At 66.9% G+C, this 15,542-nt stretch carries 12 protein-coding genes; 2 read left to right on the top strand and 10 right to left on the bottom strand.

Annotated features, from left to right (window positions below):
* The 4 genes from AC56LG_RS16405 to AC56LG_RS16390 are packed head-to-tail and all read right to left on the bottom strand — an operon-like array spanning position 1 to position 5,429.
* Positions 1-855, bottom strand: coding sequence for an enoyl-CoA hydratase family protein (locus AC56LG_RS16405; protein ID WP_497167132.1), 855 nt, complete (start codon positions 853-855; stop codon positions 1-3).
* Between the two features lie 8 nt (positions 856-863).
* Entirely contained in the window at positions 864-1,391 is a 528-nt protein-coding gene (locus tag AC56LG_RS16400; RefSeq protein WP_497167131.1) for a MarR family winged helix-turn-helix transcriptional regulator, read from the bottom strand.
* A 1-nt stretch (position 1,392) separates the two neighbouring features.
* A complete protein-coding gene (locus tag AC56LG_RS16395; RefSeq protein ID WP_497167130.1) occupies positions 1,393-3,798 on the bottom strand; it encodes a bifunctional salicylyl-CoA 5-hydroxylase/oxidoreductase in 2,406 nt (801 codons plus the stop codon).
* Positions 3,795-5,429 (bottom strand): AMP-binding protein, encoded by a 1,635-nt coding sequence (locus AC56LG_RS16390; RefSeq protein ID WP_497167129.1) that lies wholly within the window; start codon positions 5,427-5,429, stop codon positions 3,795-3,797. Before AC56LG_RS16390 ends, AC56LG_RS16395 begins: the two co-directional genes overlap by 4 nt.
* Before the next feature lie 166 nt (positions 5,430-5,595).
* On the opposite strand from AC56LG_RS16390, the gene AC56LG_RS16385 reads away from it, so the two are divergent.
* Complete coding sequence (locus tag AC56LG_RS16385; protein ID WP_497167128.1) at positions 5,596-6,456, top strand: oxygenase MpaB family protein; 861 nt, start codon at positions 5,596-5,598, stop codon at positions 6,454-6,456.
* Positions 6,457-6,608: 152 nt separating this feature from the next.
* Positions 6,609-7,862, top strand: coding sequence for a lipopolysaccharide biosynthesis protein (locus tag AC56LG_RS16380; RefSeq protein ID WP_497167127.1), 1,254 nt, complete (start codon positions 6,609-6,611; stop codon positions 7,860-7,862).
* Between the two features lie 25 nt (positions 7,863-7,887).
* Here the strand turns inward: AC56LG_RS16380 and AC56LG_RS16375 are convergent, their stop codons facing one another.
* From AC56LG_RS16375 to AC56LG_RS16350, 6 genes are all read right to left on the bottom strand, one after another.
* Positions 7,888-9,243, bottom strand: coding sequence for a chloride channel protein (locus tag AC56LG_RS16375; protein ID WP_497167126.1), 1,356 nt, complete (start codon positions 9,241-9,243; stop codon positions 7,888-7,890).
* A 94-nt stretch (positions 9,244-9,337) separates the two neighbouring features.
* Positions 9,338-10,777, bottom strand: coding sequence for a DUF389 domain-containing protein (locus AC56LG_RS16370; protein WP_497167125.1), 1,440 nt, complete (start codon positions 10,775-10,777; stop codon positions 9,338-9,340).
* A gap of 97 nt (positions 10,778-10,874) precedes the next feature.
* Positions 10,875-12,107: a hypothetical protein gene (locus AC56LG_RS16365; RefSeq protein WP_497167124.1), complete on the bottom strand. Its 1,233-nt coding sequence runs from the start codon at positions 12,105-12,107 to the stop codon at positions 10,875-10,877.
* Entirely contained in the window at positions 12,104-13,675 is a 1,572-nt protein-coding gene (locus AC56LG_RS16360) for a BCCT family transporter (protein ID WP_497167123.1), read from the bottom strand. The genes AC56LG_RS16365 and AC56LG_RS16360 overlap by 4 nt, the downstream gene beginning before the upstream one ends.
* A 5-nt stretch (positions 13,676-13,680) precedes the next feature.
* Positions 13,681-14,745, bottom strand: a complete 1,065-nt coding sequence (locus tag AC56LG_RS16355) for a mechanosensitive ion channel family protein (RefSeq protein ID WP_497167122.1) — start codon at positions 14,743-14,745, stop codon at positions 13,681-13,683.
* Between the two features lie 33 nt (positions 14,746-14,778).
* The gene (locus AC56LG_RS16350; protein WP_497167121.1) at positions 14,779-15,303 is read right to left on the bottom strand and encodes a trehalose-6-phosphate synthase; all 525 of its coding nucleotides are present in this window, start codon (positions 15,301-15,303) and stop codon (positions 14,779-14,781) included.
* Positions 15,304-15,542 lie beyond the last annotated feature (239 nt).

The raw sequence follows: 15,542 nt of genomic DNA, 5'->3' as shown, positions 1-15,542 counted from the left end.
TCAGTCTCCTTCGAATTGCGGTTTTTCCTTCGCCACGAAGGCGTGGTAGGCGCGATGAAAATCGTTGGTGGCCATGCAGATCGCCTGGGCCTGGGCTTCGGCCTCGATGGCTTCGTCGACGCCCATGTTCCATTCCTGCTGCAGCATTTTCTTGGTCATGCCATGGGCGAAGGTGGGGCCGGCGGCCAGCGCGGCGGCAAAGGCTTGCGCATCGGCCAGCACGTGCTCGGGCGCGCACAGGCGGTTGAAGAAGCCCCAGCGTTCGGCTTCCTCGCCACCGAGGCTGCGCCCAGTGTAGAGCAGTTCGGCGGCGCGGCCCTGGCCGATCACGCGCGGCAGCAGCGCGCAGGCGCCCATGTCGCAGCCGGCCAGGCCCACCCGCGTGAACAGGAAGGCGGTCTTGCTGCGCGCGGTGCCGTAGCGGATGTCCGAGGCCAGCGCGAGAATCGCGCCGGCGCCGGCGCAGACGCCGTCGATCGCGGCCACCACCGGCTGCGGACAGGCGCGCATGGCTTTCACCAGGTCGCCGGTCATGCGGGTGAACGCGAGCAGGCCCGGCATGTCGAGTTTCGTGAGCGGGCCGATGATGTCGTGCACGTCGCCGCCGGAACAGAAGTTCTCGCCGGCGCCGGTGACGACGATCGCCTTGACGTCGTCCGCATACGCCAGCGCGCGGAACAGGTCGCGCAGCTCGGCATAGGAATCGAAGGTGAGCGGGTTCTTGCGCTCGGGGCGGTTCAGCGTGAGCGTGGCCACGCCCGCCTCGACGCTGAACAGGAAGTGCTGCGGCTGATGGTCACCCAAGGCAGTGCGGTTGCCCGGCAAATGGTGCGGTTCACCTGTGAGGTGGCGCATGCGTTCTCCTAGTCTTGTACTTGTTCGGGGCTGTTCAGGCCGCGCTTCAGGGTGGACAGCAGTTCCATCAGCGCAGTGCGTTCGGTGCCGGTTAAAGCGCCCATCAATTCCTCTATCCAGCCTTCGTGTGCGGTGGCCATGCGTTTGAAGGCACGGCGGCCGGCTGGGGTCAATTTCACGCTGAAGGCGCGGCCATCGCCCGGTACCGCGTCACGCGTCACCAAATCTTCCTGCTCGAGCATCGAGACGATGCCGGTCACGTTACCGCCCGTGACCATCATGCGCTTCGACAGGTCGCCCATGCGCAAGCCTTCCGGATGGCGGTCGAGCTGCGCCATCAGGTCGAAGCGCGGCAGCGTGATGCCGAATTCGCGGCGCAGGCGGCTGCGGATCTCGGTTTCGATCAGCGTCGTGCACGACAGCATGCGCAGCCACAGCTTGAGCGAGGCATGGTTGTCGTCGGTGAGGCGGCTTTCGACGTCGAGTACCGGGACATCGTCGGCCACGACGGCAAGGGTGGTTTGTTTGCGCGCCATGTCAGCCTTCCAGCAATTTCGCCGCCACCTGCTGCGGTGTGAGGCCCGTGCTCGCCGCAGCCAGCGCGCGTTCGCGTTCGAGATTGCGTTCGAGCTGCAGCTTGCCGGCGTAGTACTGTTTCGGCCACTGCACCGGGGTGTAGCCGAGTTTCGCCGCTTCGTGCAGGGTCCAGGCCGGGTCGGCCAGGTGCGGGCGCGCGATCGCGCACAGGTCGGCGCGACCGGAAGCGATGATGCTGTTGGCGTGGTCGGCTTCGAAGATCGCGCCCACGGCGATGGTCGGGATGCCGACTTCGTTGCGGATGCGGTCGGCGAACGGGGTCTGGTACATGCGGCCGTAGACTGGCTGTTCCTTCTTGCTGACCTGGCCCGAAGAGACGTCGATCATGTCGGCGCCGGCATCCTTGAACAGGCGCGCCACTTGCACCGCGTCAATCGGGGTCAGGCCGCCGGGCGTCCAGTCATGGGCCGACAAACGCACGCTGATCGGCCGCTCCTCTGGCCAGATGGCGCGCATCGCACGAAACACCTCGAGCGGGTAGCGGCAGCGGTTTTCCAGGCTGCCGCCGTATTCGTCCGTACGTTGGTTGGTCAGCGGCGAAATGAAACTCGAGAGGAAGTAGCCGTGCGCGCAGTGCAGTTCCAGCCAGTCGAAACCGGCTTTCACGGCCTCGCCGGTGGCGCGCACGAAATCCAGTTTGATGCGCTCCAGGTCGTCGCGGGTCGCCGCGCGCGCCAACTGCGACACCCCTTCCAGGTATTGCTGGGGCGAGGCCGACACCAGCGGCCAGTTGCCCTCCTCGAGCGGCTGGTCGGTGCCGTCCCAGGCGCGCCTGGTCGAGCCCTTGGCGCCGGCGTGGCCGAGCTGCAGGGCGATCCTGGCATCGCTGTTGGCATGAACGAAGTCGACGATGCGCTTCCACGCCGCCGTATGTTCGGGCGTGTACATGCCGGGACAGCCGGGCGTGATGCGGGCGTCGGCCGAGACGCAGGTCATCTCGGCGAACACCAGCGCGGCGCCGCCGAGCGCGCGGCTGCCCAGGTGCACCAGGTGGAAGTCGCCGGCGACGCCGTCGACTGCCGAATACTGCGCCATCGGCGAGACCACGATGCGGTTTTTCAGCAGCGTGCCGCGCAGGCGGAATGGGGTAAACATCGGCGGCACGCTGGCCGCGTCCGGCGGCACCGCAACACCGGCCTGTTCGAAGGCGCGGCGCGCGATCCAGCCTTCGAAACGTCCGATGTAGTCGGCGTCGCGCAGGCGCAGGTTTTCGTGCGACAGGCGCTGGCTGCGCGTGAGCATCGAATAGGCGAACTGCTCGGCTTCCATCGCGGTATAGCGGTTGACGTTCTCGAACCATTCCATCGAATTGCGGGCGGCGCTCTGGATCTTCAGGACTTCGACGGCACGCACTTCCTGATAACTTTCCAAAACTTTTTCGATGCCCGCGGCGCCATCACGTTCAGGACAGTCTGCAAAACAGCGCGCCAGCTCGATCGCATCTTCCAGCGCCAGCTTGGTGCCGGAGCCGATCGAGAAGTGGGCGGTGTGCGCCGCGTCGCCCATCAGCACGACCGGCACGCGGCGTCCGTCGATGTCGTTCCAGTGCACCCACGCGCGGCAGACGATGCGCGGGAACTTGATCCACATGGCCGAGCCGCGCAAATGCGAGGCATTGCTCATCAACGAATGGCCATCGAGATACTTCGCGAACAGCCGCTCGCAAAAGGCGATGCCCTCTTCCTGGCTCATCCCTTCCAGGCCGGACTTGCGCCAGACGTCTTCCGGCGTCTCGACGATGAAGGTCGAGGTATCGCCGTCGTACTGGTAGCAGTGGGCCTGGAACCAGCCGTGTTCGGTCTGCTCGAAAGCGAAGGTGAATGCCTCGAATTTCTTCTTCGTGCCGAGCCAGACGAAGCGGCAATTGCGGGTATCGATATCGGGCTGGTAGGTGGCGGCGTAGCGGGTGCGAACGCGGCTGCCCGCGCCATCGCAGGCGATCACCAGGTCGGCGCCGTACTGGCTTGCGAGCGCCTGGTCGTCGGCCACCTCCGTTTCGAACACCAGCCGCACGCCCAGTTCCTCGCAGCGCGCCTGCAGGATGTTCAGCAGGCGCTTGCGGCCGATGCCGCAAAAGCCGTGTCCGCCCGAGGTGACGGTGCGGCCTTTGAAATGGACGTCGATGTCGTCCCAATGGTTGAACGATTGCAGGATGGTGCGCGCCGTCGCTTCGTCGGCTGCGACCAGGTTGCCCAGGGTCTGGTCGGAGAACACCACGCCCCAGCCGAAGGTGTCGTAGGGACGGTTGCGCTCGATGACCGTGACCTCGTGCCTCGGGTTTTGCTTCTTCATCAGGAGGCCGAAGTACAGGCCGGCGGGACCGCCGCCGATGCAGACGATGTTCATGAGGACTCCATATCCTGTCGTGCTTCCTGCCTGAGCTTGAAGCGCTGCAGCTTGCCTGTTTCGGTGCGCGGCAGCGATGCGCGGAACGCGATCCGGCGCGGGTATTTGTAAGGGGCGACGGTGCGCTTGACGTGGTCCTGCAGCGCCTTCGCCATGTCCGGGCTGCCCTCCTCGCCGGCGCGCAGCACCACGTAGGCCAGCACCACCTGTCCCCGTTCAGGGTCGGGCGCGCCGACCACGCCGCATTCGGCCACCGCCGGATGCTGCATCAGCGCGTCCTCGACTTCGGGGCCGGCGATGTTGTAGCCGGCGGAGATGATCATGTCGTCGGTGCGCGCCTGGTACCAGTAATAGCCGTCGGCGTCGACCTGGTAGGCGTCGCCGGTCAGGTTCCAGCCGTTGCAGACGTAGTCGAGCTGGCGCGGGTCCGCCAGGTAGCGGCAGCCGGTCGGGCCTTTCACGGCCAGCCGCCCGGTGATGCCGGGGCCAACCTGGTTGCCGTCGTCGTCGAGGATGCAGGCGCGGTAGCCGGGAATCGGACGGCCGGTGGCGCCGGGACGAATCGCGTCGCCCGCCGCCGAGATAAAGATGTGCAGCATTTCGGTCGAGCCGATGCCGTCGATCATGGCCAGGCCGGTGGCACGCTGCCAGGCCTGGCGCGTTTCCAGCGGCAGCGCCTCGCCGGCCGAGACGGTGCGGGTCAGGCTCGACAGGTCGTATTTGCCGGCCAGCGGCGCCATTTGCCGGTAAAAGGTGGGCGCCGTGAAGCAGACGGTGGCGCGGTATCCGGCGATAGCCGCCAGCAGCGACTCGGGCGTGAGTTTTTCCAGCAGCACGGTCGAGGCGCCGTAACGCAGCGGGAACAGCAGCATGCCGCCCAGGCCGAAGGTGAACGCCAGCGGCGGCGTGCCGATGAAGACGTCGCCGGGCGTGGCTCCCAGGGTCGAGCGCGGGAAGCAGTCGCAGATCGCCAGCACGTCGCGGTGGAAGTGCATGGTGCCTTTCGGGCGGCCGGTGGTGCCGGAGGTAAAGCTGAGCAGGCAGACGTCCTGGGCCCAGGTGTCGACCGCCGCGAAGCGCGGCGGCATGGTGGCCATCAAGGCGTCCAGCGAATCCGGCGCGCCGTCGTTGAAGAAGACGACGCGCGGCGGCGCATCGCACCCTGCGCACGCCAGCTCGAGTTCCGCGCGCAGGTCGGCCGCGCACAGCACCGCATCCACCCGCGCCAGCTGGACAATGGTACCGATCTCTTTCGCGCGCAGCAGCGGCATGGTCGGCACCGCGACCAGCCCCGCCTTCCACACCGCCAGCACGCAGGCCGCCATCGTCGGGTTGTTGGCGCCGCGCAGCAGCACGCGGTTGCCGGTGACCAGCTTCATCCCGTCGCGCAGGACGCCTGCGATGCGGTCGACGGTGGCCAGCAGTTCGGCATAGGTCCAGCTCAGGCTGGCGCCGCGCAGCGCGATCGCGTCGCCATGCCCGCGCGCCACCATCGCATCGAGCAGCTCGGCCGCGCAGTTGATGCGCTCCGGGTAGGCCAGCTCCTCGCGCTCGAACAGCAGCTCGGGCCACTGCTCGCGCGGCGGCAGGTTATCGTTCGCAAAGGTGTCCAGGTACGCGGTTCCGTTCATGGGGTCTCCGGGCAGTACAGGAAAGATGGCGCTGGTATGCTGGATGGGCAACGATACAGCCGGTCCGCGATATACTTTAAGCCTAAAGTATCTGCGCGGGCAAGCGCTTGTTGAACCAATTCCTGGTTGCCGTGCCCGGAAACGATCTATGCGAGGATTGACAGCGATGTTGAAGACCTTACGCGAGATGATGCAGCCACCGCCGGGCCTGGCCTTCGACTTCAGCCAGCCCGCGGGCGAGCCGGCGCTGGCGCCGCGGAACGGCGTCACCTGGCGCGTGTTCGCCAATCCGGTCCCGCTGTTCATCGGCGGTGTGGCGGCCGTCCTGCTGCAACTGGCCGAGCCGTCGGTGCGCTCGGGCGTGTGGCAGGCCGGCGGCTTCCAGCGCGATCCGCTCATGCGCCTGCGGCGCACCGGCTTTGCCGCCATGATGACCGTGTATGGTCCGCGTTCGGCGGCCGAGGCCTTGATCGCGCGCGTGGTGCGCATGCACGGCCAGGTGCAAGGCACAACGCCGGCTGGACAGGCTTTTCACGCCAACGATCCGCGCCTGCTCGACTGGGTGCAGGCGAGCGCCGTGTTCGGGTTTGCCGAGGCCTACCACTGCTACGTGGGAGCCTTGTCGGCGCAGGAAATGGATGCGGCTTTCGCGGAAAGCCAGGCGTCCGCCCTGCTGTATGGCGCGACCGGCGCGCCGCAAACAAGGGCCGGATGGGAAGCGCTGCTGGCCGCGACGGCGCCGACGCTGGAAGGGTCCGCCATCCTGACCGACTTTCTGGACATCATGGCCGAAGCGCCCTTCGTGCCCACCCCGTTGCGCCCGCTCCAGCGCCTGCTGGTGCGCGCCGCCGTGGACATCGCGCCGGAGCCGGTGCGCTCGCTGCCGCAGTTGCGCGGGCGTGGCTTGCGCATCGGTGAGGCAGCACTGGTGCGGGCGCTGGCGCGCGCGGCGGCGCTGCTGCCGCTGGGCGATACGCCGGCCAGGCAGGCGGCGCGGCGGCTGGCTGGCGCGGCCGAAAGGAAATAGCGCGCACGCGGTCTTTACATCAATTTACGTGGTGGGTTCGATACCGGTGAAAGCCGGTCACCGCGGGCTGGCTACCATCTGGACACTGGCCGGCGACACGGCCCGATCGACGCCGGCGCCTGCGGGCCGGCGCAAGCAGGCAGACGCCCCCCATGAACATGTCACGCTCCGAATTCCGCAAGAACGTCGCCACCGTCATGGCGGGTGCGACGGGCGCCCAGGCCCTGCCCCTGCTGGCGGCGCCGCTGCTTACCCGCATGTGCACGCCGGCCGACATCGGCGCCTTCAGCGTCTGGCTCGGCATCGTCGCAGTCGCCTCGATCGCCGCCACCTTGCGCTTCGAAGCCGCCATGGTGCTCGATCACAGCAGGCGCCAGCAGCGCCTGTGCTTCGGCGTCGTCGGCTATTGCGCCAGCCTGCTGGCGGTGGCGCTCACGGCCGGCCTGGTGCTTGCCCGGCTTGCCGGCGTCCGCGCGCTGGACGCCATGCCCTGGTTCGGCCTGCTGACGATTGGACTGGCGACCTGGCTCACCGCCACCACCCAGACCACGCTCGCGTTCGCGGCCTCGCACAAGCTGTTCGACAAGGCGGCCAGGGCCAAGGTACTGGCTGCCGCGACGATCGCCGTGACCCAGCTGGGCCTGCTGTACGCCGGGCTCGCAGGCGCCGCACTGCTGGCGGGCCAGTTGATCGGGCTCGGCGCCGGGCTGTGCGCCGCGCGCTTGCTGGTGTCGCCGCCGGCGGCGCGCGTCAGGCTGACGCTCGACAGGGCGCAGCGCGGCTACCTCGTCAAGCACCGCGCGTTCTGGCGCTATTCCCTGCCTTCGAGCCTGCTCAACACGCTGGTCGGCCAGCTGCCCCTGTTCATGATCGGCCTTCACCACGGTGCACTGGCGGCGGGCCTGTTCGCGCTCACCCAGCGCGTACTGAACGCGCCCATCGCCCTGATCGCCGCCTCGGTCCTCGACGTGTTCAAGCGCCAGGCGGTGCACGAATTCCAGGCCGCCGGCCATTGCCGCGCCATCTACCGCGCGACGTTCAAGACCTTGCTGTTGCTCGGCAGCGGCCCGGCGCTGGTCCTGTTCCTGTTTTCGCCACCCCTGTTCGGCTGGGTATTCGGCCCCGAATGGCGCCCCGCCGGCGAACTCGCGCGCATCCTCGCGCCGCTCTACTTCCTCAATTTCGTGGCCAGCCCGCTCAGTTATGTCTTCTTCGTCGCGGGCAGGCAGAAGACGGAACTGCTGTGGCAGGTGGCGCTGTTCATGATGACGGTCGCCGTGTTCGTGGCGCCGCTGTCGCTGCACGACAGCCTCCTCGGATATGCGATCGGACGCTCGCTGCTGTACCTGGCCTACCTGGCCATGTCGTATCGCTATTCCGGGAAGGCACAGCCTGTGTCGGCATGATGCGGTCCTGCGCAGTCGATGAGGGCTAGCGGCCGGCCGGAGGCTTGTCCGCAGCGTCCGCCTCGTCCTGCGGCGCCGCACGCGCGAGCTGCATGCGCGCCAGCGCGGGATACAGCGGCGGACTGACGATGCGCGACAACATGCTGGCAACCAGCGCGCATGCCATCAGGCTCAGTACCATCGAGTGCCCGCCCACCATTTCCATCACAATGATGAACGCCGTCAGCGGCGCCTGCGTGGCCGCCGCGAGAAAACCGACCATGCCCAGCGCGATCAGCGCGGGCGCCTGCGTCTGGTAGAACAGCAGCGCGACGTCGTTGCCGAGCGCGGCGCCGATCGCCAGCGACGGTGCGAAAATCCCGGCCGGTACCCCGGACCAGGCGCTGAGCCAGGTCGCCACGAACTTGAACAGCGCATACAGCATCGGCATCGTCGCGACCCCGTCGACCATGGCGCGCGTAGGGCCGTAGCCGGAGCCGAAGACGGTGCCGGCGGTGACGACGCCGATCACGGCGACGGCCAGCCCGCACACGGCGCCGAACAGCACCGGGCGCGTGGCGCGCAGCCGGCTCAGCGGGTCGCGTCCCTGGCCGGCAAGCGACACGATCAGCAGGCGCGAAAAGAGTCCGCCCGCCAGTCCCGAACAGAGCGCCACCACGAGTCCCGGCAGCAGCAGTTCCAGGTCGATTGCGCCGGCATGGATGACGCCGAAATAGGTGGCATTCCCGTGCACCGACACGGCGACCAGGCCGCCCAGCACGATCGCAGTGATGATCAGCCCGCTGTTGCGCTGTTCCGGCGCGCGCGCCAGTTCTTCGATGGCGAACATGACGCCCGCCAGCGGCGTGTTGAAGGCGGCGGCGATACCGGCCGCGCCGCCGGCGACCAGCAAGCCATGGACCGTGACGTGCGAGCGCGCCGGCAGCAGGCGCCGCGCCTGCAGCATCACCCCCGCAGCGATTTGCACCGACGGGCCTTCGCGTCCCAGCGACAGGCCGCCCAGCAGGCCGCCCGCCGTCAGCAGCACCTTCGCCATGCTCAGGCGCAGCGACACGAACAGGCCGCGCTTCTCGGGGGCCAGCGCCGGCTCGAGCGCGGCCATCACTTGCGGAATGCCCGACCCGGCCGCCCCCGGTGCAAAACGCCGGGTCAGCCAGACCACCATGGCCGTGCACGCCGGAGTCCACAGGAGCGGGCTCCACCAGGCAAGCCGGTACAGGTGCTCGAATGCGGCAAAGGCCTGTTCGCACAGCCAGGTGAACCCGACCACCGACAGGCCGGCCACCAGCGCCAGCGTGACGACGACGACCCTGCCCATCCACAGGGTGCGGTCCGACAGTTCCACCCGCGCGCGCTGGCGCCAGTCATGGCCATGCTTCATCCGCCGCTCCCCGCGCCAGATGCACCAGAGGGGCATGCCGTTGCCCGTATCGCCGCGCCCTTCGTCACTGCCTGGTCCGCCTGCACTGTGTTTCCTATCCTTGTTTCGCCGTCGCCGGCGCTTCTGCTTCCTTGAGATCCGTCTGGCGGAACAGCTTGCCGCGTTTGGCGGCGAGCACCAGCCTGGCGTCGGCCTGTCCGGTCCTGACCTTCAGCCATGCGTCGATGCGCCTGACCTCGTCGGCCCTGGGCAGGCGGCGGCAATCGGCACTCAGGAAGGGCACCGGCACGGCCTCGCCCGCGCCGGGCGGCACCGCCCTGCCCACCAGCACATTGCCGCACTGCGGATACTGCGCCTCGAATTCGCGCGTCACCGCCGTTGCCTGCTCGACCCAGCCATGCTGGCCCGTCAGCTGCTGGCGCAAGGCCGCGATGGTGGCGTCGCGCTCCTGCAGCGCCTGCTGGTTGTTGCGCACGATGTCGGCCAGGATATCGGCTTTCAGGCTGCCGATGTCGATCTTCTCGTCCTTCCTGTCTTCGGCCTGGGCCTGGTGCACCGCCAGGCGCGCCTTTTGCAGCCCGGCTGCGGGCAGGCGGCCCTCGATGGCGGCGATCGCCGTCGCCGGCAACCGCGGACCGATCAGCGTCACCTCGATCTCGTTCGAAGCCGGCGTGACGCGCATGTCGAGCACGTGCACCCGCGCCGCCTTGAATTCCTTGCGCACGAAGTCGCGCGCCCGGCTCTTGAACACCTCGTTGTCGACCAGGCGCGCGGCCAGGTAGATGCTGGGCAAGCCGGTGACGAGGACGATGAACCAGACGGCGCCCTTCACGCGCAGCCCGCGGCGCGGGTCGACGAACTTGCGGTGCGGCAGCCGCAGGAACTCGATGACCACCACCGCGGCGAATGCGATGAACACGCAATTGATCGAGAACAGGTAAAAGGCGCCGCCGAACACCGACCAGTCGCCGTTGGCCAGCCCGTAGCCCGCGGTACACAGCGGCGGCATCAGGGCGGTGGCGATCGCGACGCCGGGAATGACGTTCGACTTTTCGCGGCGGGTCTGGCCGATGATCCCGGCCAGGCCGCCGGCCAGCGCGATCAGCACGTCCCATAGCGAGGGCGTGGTGCGCGCCAGCAGCTCCGACTGCGCCTCGTCCAGCGGGGTCAGCATGAAATACAGGGTCGAGGTCAGCAGGCTGATGAGGGCGGCGATCGCCAGGTTCTTCAGCGAGCGGCGCACCAGCGCGAAATCGAAGATGCCGACGCCGTAGCCGAGCCCGACGATCGGCCCCATCAGCGGCGATACCAGCATGGCGCCGATGATCACCGCGGTCGAATTGGTGTTCAGGCCGACCGAGGCGATCACGATTGCGAACATCAGGATCCACGGCGTGGCGCCGCGCAGTTCGACGCCGGCGCGCAGGCTGCGGTCGATCTCGGCGTCGTCGGCCTTGTCGTCGAGCAGGCTGAAGCGATGGGCGATCGCCGCCCGCAGCGAGGGCGACGGTGGTGGTGTATCGGGTGCGTTCATGGTTGCGGCTTCGATCAGGATTCCCTACAGAAAGGGAGAAGCCGAGATTTTCGCCGCGAATCCGTATTCGCACAAATGTTTCTTGTGCCTTGCGAACTTAGAAATAATAACCCGCCTGCAAATTGATGCGCCGGCTGAACCCCTCGTGCTGCGGGGACGTCGCCGCCAGCCCGCCGAGATCCGGCGAAATATAGGGGTGGTGCTTGCCCAGCATGAGATCGGCGTAGAAGAACCATTTGCCGGATGAAAAACTCAGGCCGGTGACGTTCTGCACCGAGCTCTTGTACGTCCGCACGCTTTTGCGCAGGACACTGAAATCGTTGTAAACCTTGAAGCCGCTGAACGGACCGAGCTTGCCGGCGATATCGTAGCTGAGGTTGGCGATATAAATGTTCCCGCGCGTCGCCACCGGATACGGGTAGCCGAAACCGCCCACGATCACGAAGCTGTTCGGATCGAGCCCGCCATAAGTCTGGGCGGCATCGTGGCTGGTGCGGTAGTTGTAGCGCAAGGCTTCCAGCATCGCCTTGAACGGCCCCCAGGTTCCGGCGAAGTGGACCGCCAGCGCGTTGCGCCTGGTATCGGTGCCGGCGCCGTTGCCGCCGTTCCCGCCGTTCCTTATCTCGCCGCTCAGCCCGGAAACACCGATTTCGTGCTGCGCGTCGTCCCCGATGCGCCATGCCATGCGCCCGACCACCGTATTGCGTTCGCGGTCGTTCTGGCCGGTCCCGAATCCCTGGACGTCGTCGTCCGGCACGATGTTGTACGAATAGCGGTTCGATGCCCTGGCGGTATTCGCGCTGCCCGCGTACGAACCGCCGTCGCGCGGGTAGAAGCCGAGTTGCCATTCGAAGGGGCCAGGCCGGCTCGCATAGGTCAGGCCGAGGTCGTACTTGTCTTCGAAACCGGCATAGAACGCGATCGATTCATAAAAATTATTCGACGCGAACGGCAACAGGCCGAAGGGGTTCTTGTCCAGCCCGACATGCAGCGTGCTCTTGTCGGCAAACCGCATTCCTACCCAGCCGTGATGCAGGAGGTGCTGCCAGTAGCCGCCCTGCCCCTTGGGATACCTGTTGTAGCGGTACTCGGCCGATCCGATCAGGCTGCCGTCGTCGTAGTCGACGTTCAGGCGCGCCGTGTCGAGCCCGAAGAAGCCGCTGGAATACTCGTCCTGCCAACTCTTGTGGACATAATTGAAACGGATCGCGCCGCCCACCTTGAGCGGGGACGTGATCTCTTCTTCGGCGCGGGCCTGGCCGCACGCCACGACAGCTGCCGCGGCCGCCATGGCAAGGAATGCGTGTTTCATTTCAGAGATCGCTTTCATGACTGTGCTCGCACACCCGGCGCCGCGATGCCACCCGATTGCGGGGCCTGCTGCCTCAGCATCAGTTCGCGCATGCGCTGCCGCAGGTCGCGCTCGCGGCGCGTTTCATCGCGCAAATCCTCGGCCAGGGCGCGCCACAACGACACTACCATCAGCAGGATAACGACGGCGAACGGCAAGGCAAACAGGATCGTCGCGGTCTGCACCGCCTTGAGCCCGCCCGCCAGCAGCAGGCTGACGGCGATGCCCGCCACCAGCACGCCCCAGATGATCTTGATTCCGCGCCGCGGATTCGGATCGCCCCCCGTGCTCATCATGCCGAGCACCAGCACGGCCGAGTCGCCCGATGTGACGAAGAAGACGAATACCAGCAACGTGGCCACCACCGACATCACGGCGCCGAACGGCATCGCATCGAACATGGTGAACAAGGCGGTCGCCACGTCGGCCTTGACCGCCTCCGCCAGCGGCACCTGCTGCCAGATCTCCATGTACAGGGCGCTGCCGCCGAAGATGGAGAACCACAGGAACGCCGCCAGCGAGGGCGCCAGCACGGTGCCGAGGATGAACTCGCGGATCGTGCGCCCACGCGAAACGCGGGCGATGAACAGCCCCACGAAAGGCGACCATGAAATCCACCAGGCCCAGTAGAAGATGGTCCAGCTGCCGACCCAGGTGCTGGCGCGGAATGGCGTCGCGCGCAGGCTCATGCGGACGATCTCGCTCAGGTAGCTGCCCAGGGTGTTGGTCAGCGTGTCGATGATGGCTACCGTCGGGCCGAGCAGGAACACGGCCAGCGCCAGCAGCGCCGCCAGGCCCATGTTGAAATTCGACAGATAGCGGATGCCCTTGTCGACACCGGTCACAGCCGAGGCGATGTAGACCAACGCGGTCACGGCGATGATCGCCACCTGGGCCGTCTCGCTGACCGCGACGCCGAACACCGCCTGCAGGCCGCTGTTGATCTGCAGTGCGCCCACCCCGAGCGAGGCGGCAACGCCGAAGGCGGTGGCGACCACGGCCAGCACGTTGAACAGCCCGCCCATGGCGCGCACCGGCTTCCACGGCAGCGACCCGGTGACGGTGCTGATCAGCGGGCTGCCGCCGCGGCGGTACTGGAAGAACGCGATCGCCAGCGCGACCACGCTGTACACGGCCCAGGGGTGGATGCCCCAGTGGAAGAACACGTAGCGCATCGCGGCATTTGCCGCCTCGGGCGTCTGCGCCGCCGTGCCCGGGGGCGCGGTGACATAATGCGACACCGGCTCGGCGACGCCCCAGAACACCAGTCCGATCCCCATGCCGGCGGCGAACAGCATGGCGAACCAGCTGCCGACGCCGAACTCCGGTTCTTCGTCGTCGCCGCCGAGCTTCATGTTGCCGTAGCGGCTGAAGGCGGCGAAGGCGGCGAACACCACCAGTCCGAGCACCACCCACAGGTAGAACCAGCCGAAGTTGCGCGTCAGCGCAGCGAGCATGGTGTCGAACACGGCGCTCATGCTCTCGGGGGCAAAGATGCCCCACAGCACTACCAGCAGGATGAACCCTGCGGAAAACAACATCTGCATCCCTGCTACTCCTTCTTTTCTTCAATCTTTTTCGTGCGCGCCAAATACACCGTCTGCGTCGGGTAGGCAAAGTCGATGCCCTCGTCGGCGAAGCGTTCGAACAAAGCCAGGTTGATGGCCTGCTGAACATCCATGTACACGCCATACTCCGGCGTCTTGACGATGTAGACGACCTCGAAGTCGAGGGACGAGGCGCCGTACGCCTTGAAATGGGCGCGGTCGAACCGCGCCTGCGGCTGCGCTTCCACGACCTCGCGCAGGATGCCGGGGATGGCAAGCACTTGCTGCTTGCTGATCTCGTAGGTGACGCCGATGCCGAACACGATGCGCCGCGTCTCCATGCGCTTGTAGTTGCGGATCCTGCTGCCGAGCAGGTCGCTGTTGGAAAACACCACCTGCTCGCCGCTGAGGCCGCGGATGCGGGTGGTCTTCAGGCCGACGTATTCGACGGTACCGGAGATGTCGTCGACCGAAATGAAGTCGCCGATCACGAACGGCTTGTCGAGCACGATCGAGAGCGACGAGAACAGGTCGCCCAGCACGTTTTGCAAGGCCAGCGCCACCGCGATACCGCCGATGCCGAGGCTGGCGACCAGGGTCGTGATGTTGACGCCGAAGTTATCCAGGATCATCAGGACGATAACCAGCCAGACCGCCACGCGCGCCACGAAGCCGAGCGCCGCGGTGGACGTGGCGCCGGCCGCGTCGTGCACGCTGCGGCGGGTCCGGTAATGGTGCAGCCAGCCATGCACGCCCACGTCGCCCCAGCGCGCGACCTGCAGCAGGAATGCAGCAATGGCCAGGCGCGACAGCAGGACGACGGTTTTCTCGGGCAACAGCAGCCAGTGCGAGCCGGCATACAAGCCCATGAACAGGATGAACAGGGGATTCGTCGCCGACAGGATCTTGTCCGCCAGATCGTCGAGATAGGTTTCGGTGGTGGCCGCGAAGTCCTGCAGGCGCCGGACCACGAGGCGTTTGGCCGCGAACAGCAGCAGCGTCACGCACGCGGCGATGGCCAGTGCGATGGTCCAGGCGATGAGGTCGTTGCCGAAAATAATGTAGCGCATGGTTTATTGCTGAAAATTGGGCCGGGCAGCAATTCAGGCGGCCATGGCCTGGTCCGGCCCGGCCGCATCGACGGCCGCAATAAAGTCCTGCCCCCAGCGTGCGACGTCATGCCCGGCGGTGATCATCGCCATGCGCGCGGTGCGGTAGGCACGCTCGTCGGCGCCCATGGTCAGCGCTTCGTGCAGGGAGGCGGTCATCGCATTCGCATCGTAGGGATTGGTCAGCAAGGCGCCGTGCAGCTCGACCGCGGCGCCGGCGAATTCCGACAGCGCCAGCACCTCGACCGGACGCAGGTTGGCGTCGACGACGGTGGCGCCGACGTCGGCAATGATGTAGTCGGGCGTGGGAACGGTCGGGTCGCTCAGCAGGGGCAGCACCGATTCCAGGGCGCGGTCGGTCACAAAGACCAGGCGCACGTTCGGATGCAGTTTGGCGAACAGTTCGCACACGCTGCGGCGCGCAGCGACGCTGCCGGCAAGCAGGGTGCCGTCGAGATCGGTCGCCAGCACGAAGTTATCGGGGTGCGGGCGCGGCGCCCATTGTGGAGGAATTGCCATGGTCATCGTCTTCGTCCTTTCAGAGCGATGTGCCCGGCGCCGTGGCGCCGGCCTGGTGAGCGTGCCGGCCGCGGCCGCCACGAGGCGAACACAATCGGACGCGCGCGGCGCGCCATCGATTGCCAGGAGAGAAGCAGGTGAACGGTGAGTTCGTTACGCCGGCTGGATCGGGCATGGCCGCCCAGCGAAGGCGACATTGTAACAGAGCAAAAACATTCAGACAAATGTAAATGTTTTTT

The organism is Telluria sp. ZB2R32, assembly GCF_059685715.1.
This window is presented reverse-complemented; position numbering and strand designations above follow the sequence as displayed.

What these genes read in the sequence shown, in the direction of transcription:
- AC56LG_RS16380 (WP_497167127.1), top strand. Translation starts at nt 6,609, where the DNA reads ATGAACATGTCACGCTCCGAATTCCGCAAGAACGTCGCCACCGTCATG.
- AC56LG_RS16400 (WP_497167131.1), bottom strand. Translation starts at nt 1,391, where the DNA reads ATGGCGCGCAAACAAACCACCCTTGCCGTCGTGGCCGACGATGTCCCG.
- AC56LG_RS16395 (WP_497167130.1), bottom strand. Translation starts at nt 3,798, where the DNA reads ATGAACATCGTCTGCATCGGCGGCGGTCCCGCCGGCCTGTACTTCGGC.
- AC56LG_RS16370 (WP_497167125.1), bottom strand. Translation starts at nt 10,777, where the DNA reads ATGAACGCACCCGATACACCACCACCGTCGCCCTCGCTGCGGGCGGCG.
- AC56LG_RS16360 (WP_497167123.1), bottom strand. Translation starts at nt 13,675, where the DNA reads ATGCAGATGTTGTTTTCCGCAGGGTTCATCCTGCTGGTAGTGCTGTGG.
- AC56LG_RS16365 (WP_497167124.1), bottom strand. Translation starts at nt 12,107, where the DNA reads ATGAAAGCGATCTCTGAAATGAAACACGCATTCCTTGCCATGGCGGCC.
- AC56LG_RS16350 (WP_497167121.1), bottom strand. Translation starts at nt 15,303, where the DNA reads ATGGCAATTCCTCCACAATGGGCGCCGCGCCCGCACCCCGATAACTTC.
- AC56LG_RS16390 (WP_497167129.1), bottom strand. Translation starts at nt 5,429, where the DNA reads ATGAACGGAACCGCGTACCTGGACACCTTTGCGAACGATAACCTGCCG.
- AC56LG_RS16355 (WP_497167122.1), bottom strand. Translation starts at nt 14,745, where the DNA reads ATGCGCTACATTATTTTCGGCAACGACCTCATCGCCTGGACCATCGCA.
- AC56LG_RS16385 (WP_497167128.1), top strand. Translation starts at nt 5,596, where the DNA reads ATGTTGAAGACCTTACGCGAGATGATGCAGCCACCGCCGGGCCTGGCC.
- AC56LG_RS16375 (WP_497167126.1), bottom strand. Translation starts at nt 9,243, where the DNA reads ATGAAGCATGGCCATGACTGGCGCCAGCGCGCGCGGGTGGAACTGTCG.
- AC56LG_RS16405 (WP_497167132.1), bottom strand. Translation starts at nt 855, where the DNA reads ATGCGCCACCTCACAGGTGAACCGCACCATTTGCCGGGCAACCGCACT.